This window comes from Synechococcus sp. R8-2, assembly GCF_047461715.1.
In the GTDB taxonomy this organism is placed as follows: domain Bacteria; phylum Cyanobacteriota; class Cyanobacteriia; order Thermostichales; family Thermostichaceae; genus Thermostichus.
In genome coordinates, this window is sequence record NZ_JANSHQ010000271.1 from 1 (window position 1) to 4,087 (window position 4,087).

Annotated in this window: 2 protein-coding genes; one reads left to right on the top strand and one right to left on the bottom strand. The window is 57.6% G+C overall.

Going from position 1 to position 4,087, the window contains the following annotated elements; translation table 11 throughout:
- Positions 1–359: cytochrome ubiquinol oxidase subunit I (locus tag NW819_RS07125; protein ID WP_414413329.1), on the bottom strand; the 359-nt coding region annotated here is incomplete at its 3' end.
- Between the two features lie 492 nt (positions 360–851).
- Between NW819_RS07125 and mfd the strand changes: the two genes are divergently transcribed.
- Positions 852–4,087, top strand: a 3,236-nt coding sequence (gene mfd / locus NW819_RS07130) for a transcription-repair coupling factor (RefSeq protein WP_414413330.1), incomplete at its 3' end; no start/stop codon positions are given.

Below are 4,087 nucleotides of genomic sequence, written 5' to 3' on the forward strand. Positions count from 1 at the left end.
TCCCAGCCGAACAGCATGATCCCCAGAAAGCTGGCCTCCAGCATAAAAGCCATCGTGCCTTCAAACCCCAGGATGGTGCCGAAAAAATCTCCCACTGCTTCGGAGAAGGGCGCCCAGTTCATGCCAAACTGAAAGGCCATTGGCAAGCCTGAGGCCACGCCAATACCGAAGTTCAACACATAGAGTTTTGACCAGAAACGGGCGTGACGGTAGTAATCTAGGTTGCGGGTTTTCAGCCAAAGTCCCTCAACAACAACGAGATAAATGGCCATCCCCGTTGTTAAAACCGGCCACAACATGTGAAAAATGGCCGTGAGGGCAAACTGTAGACGAGAAAGGGCAACGGTATCTAGAAACATGATTTGTACCAAGCTTAGATGAATTGGCCAATACAGCTTTTTCCGACAACATCCTCTGCAGTTGATGCAGCTACACCTCTTGCATGAAAAACATCTTGCTCCCTAGCAGACATTGGATGAGGCCGGGAAAGCTCTGCTTTTTGTTCCTTCTAACATCGAATCTTGGCTAAGACAATTGACAGGCCGTCCGACTCTAAAGGTTAATTTTAGGATTCTGGAAGTGTGAACTCTTTTTTGTAATTTAGACTACAAGACAAAGAGCGCACTGCGAACCTAGCGGCCAAAGCCTGGCAGGCCGCTAGTATAGGATTTTGGTTTTTTTCGTCTTTAAACAACAAAACTGTTGTCTTGTTGTATAGATCCAGGAGCGATTCCCAGCAAGGGAGGACTTCCGGTTTACAGAGCCGGCAGACGGCTGCTGATCGTCCCCGGAGCCTGCCAGAATTGGGATCCCTGCTTGTTGGGATCGCAGTTTGCAGTGTGGGGTGGAAGATGTCGTTTATCCCGCTGGTGCGCTTTCTGGCCCAATCTGGCTTGATGCAAGAGTTGGCCGCCCGGTTGAGATCACGGCGACAGGCAGATCTGCAGGGGGCAGGGCGGATTGCCAAGGGGTTGATCGCCTCGGCTTTGGCCCAGCAGGAGGGAAGATCCCTGCTGGTGATCACTGCCACGCTGGAAGAAGCAGGCCGCTGGACAGCGCAATTGGAGGGCATGGGCTGGGAGACGGTGCAGCTCTACCCCACCTCCGAGGCTTCCCCTTACGAACCTTTTGACCTGGAACCGGAGCTGGTGTGGGGCCAGTTTCAGGTGCTGGCCGATTGCCTCCAGGGGAAGAAGGGCATGGCCATTGTGGCGACAGAGCGGGCCCTCCAACCCCACCTCCCTCCCCCAGAGGTGTTGCGGGCCTTTTGTCTCCAGCTGGAACCCGGCTTGGAGATGTTTCCCCAGCAACTGGGGCAGCAGTTGACCCGTCTGGGCTACCAGCGGGTGAGTCTGGTGGAAAGCGAGGGGCAGTGGAGCCAAAGGGGCGACATTCTCGACGTTTTCCCAGTGGCCTGCGAGTGGCCGGTGCGCCTAGAGTGGTTTGGCAACGAGCTGGAGCGGCTGCGGGAGTTTGACCCAGTCAGCCAGCGCTCCCAAGATGGGATCCCCCACGTTTGGCTAACTCCCACCGGCTACGGGCCCATCCTCTGGCCGGCTCTGCAGGAAAAAGCCGATCAGCTTTCCCAGGGTCTGCGGCAGCAGTTGGAGCAGTCGCCGACTCCTCCGGAGGGCTTGCGCCGTTTTCTCGGCCTGCTCTACGATCCGCCAGCCAACCTGCTGAGCTATCTGGATCCCGAGGCTTTGATCCTGATCGACGAGCCGGAGCAGTGCCAAGCCCACAGCCGGCAGTGGCTAAGCCACGCCCAGGAGCAGTGGCAGCTGGCCCGGGCCAGCGAGCCAGCTCTGGTGCCTTTCCACCGCCCCTTTGATCTCAAGGCTCCCGACTGGGATCCCTTCCCCTGCCTGTTGGCCCGCACCTTTGCCCCTGCTGGCGAAGCCGAAGCTGCCCTTGACCTAAAAAGCCGGCCTGTGCCTACTGCTCCCCACCAGTTTGGATCCCTGGCCAAAACCCTGCGCGAGTACCGCAAGCAGCAGTTGCAGGTGTGGATCCTCTCTGCCCAGCCCTCCCGCACCGTAGCTCTGCTGCAGGAACACGACTGCCCCGCCCAGTACGTGCCCAATCCCAAAGACTTCCCGGCCATCGAGCGCCAGCTGCAGTCCTACACCCCAGTGGCCCTCAAGTATTCCGGCCTGGCCGAGCTGGAGGGGGTTCTCCTGCCCACCTTGGGGTGGGTGGTGCTCACCGACCGCGAGTTTTTCGGCCAGCACAGCCTGGCCACCCCTACTTATGTGCGCAAGCGCCGCCAGGCCAGCTCTCGCCAGGTGGATCCCAACCTGCTCAAGCCAGGGGATTTTGTCGTTCACAAGGCGCATGGCATTGGCCAGTTTCTGCGCTTAGAAAGCCTCACCATTGGGGGCGAAACCCGCGAGTACCTGGTTATTCAATACAGCGATGGCCTGTTGCGGGTGGCTGCCGACCAGGTCAACTCCCTTTCCCGCTACCGCGCCAGCGGGGATGGACCACCTGCCCTGCACAAGATGTCCGGCAGCACCTGGGAAAAGACCAAACAGAAGGTGAAAAAGAGCCTGCGAAAAGTGGCCTTTGACCTGCTGCAGCTCTATGCCAAACGCGCCGAACAGGAGGGCTATGCCTTCCCGCCCGATTCTCCTTGGCAACAGGAGCTGGAAGATTCTTTCCCCTATCCCCTGACGCCGGATCAACTCCGAGCTGTCCAGGAGATCAAGCGGGATATGGAATCTCCACGCCCTATGGATCGGCTGCTGTGTGGGGACGTGGGCTTTGGCAAAACAGAGGTGGCAATCCGTGCCATTTTCAAGGCCGTAACCGCCGGCAAGCAAGTGGCTCTTTTGGCGCCGACCACCATTCTCACCCAGCAGCACTACCACACCCTCAAAGAGCGCTTTGCTCCCTATCCTATTCAAGTGGGCTTGCTCAACCGCTTCCGCACCTCGGAGGAGAAAAAAGAAATCCTATCCCGTCTCAAGAGTGGCGAACTGGATGTTGTGGTGGGCACCCACCAGCTTTTGGGCAAGGATGTGCAATTTCGGGATTTAGGCCTTTTGGTGATTGACGAAGAGCAGCGCTTTGGCGTCAACCAAAAAGAGAAGATTAAGCTGCTGAAAACCCAGGTGGATGTGCTGACGCTCACCGCCACCCCCATCCCGCGCACCCTGTATATGGCCTTGTCGGGGCTGCGGGAAATGAGCCTGATCCAAACTCCCCCGCCTTCCCGTCGGCCCATTAAAACTCACCTTTCGCCCTACAACCCCGAAGTCATCCGTACGGCTATCCGCCAAGAGTTGGATCGCGGCGGTCAAGTCTTCTATGTCGTCAACCGCATTGAAGGCATCGAAGAAACCAGTGCCAAATTGCGGGAGTGGGTGCCCGGTGCTCGCATTGCCATTGCCCACGGGCAGATGCCGGAAGGGGAGCTAGAGGCAACGATGCTGGCTTTTAACAATGGGGAAATCGATATCCTGGTCTGCACGACGATTATCGAATCCGGTTTGGATATTCCCCGCGTCAACACCATTTTGATTGAAAATGCTCAGGAGTTTGGATTGGCTCAGCTATACCAGCTGCGGGGGCGGGTGGGCCGGGCTGGGATCCAAGCCCATGCTTGGCTGTTTTACCGAGAAGACGGGATCCTCACCGAGGAGGCCCGCAAACGCCTACAGGCCATTCAGGAATTTACCCAACTGGGATCCGGCTATCAGTTGGCAATGCGGGATATGGAAATTCGTGGCATTGGCAACCTGCTGGGAACGGAACAATCCGGGCAAGTCAATGCGGTGGGCTTCGATCTTTACCTGGAAATGCTGCAAGAAGCCATTCGAGAAATTCGCGGCCAGGAGATCCCACAGGTGGAGGACACACAAATTGACCTCAATGTAACCGCCATGATCCCGCAAAGCTATATTCCCGACGAAGATCAAAAGATGCAGGCTTATCGACACCTGGCCGCTGCCGGCTCTCGGGTCGAGCTGTTGCAAATTGCCCAAGAATGGCAAGACCGCTTTGGCCCCCTGCCCAAGCCCACTCAGGAGCTGCTGCGGGTAATGGAGCTGAAGGTGCTGGCCCGAGCCCTGGGCTTTTCCCGCAT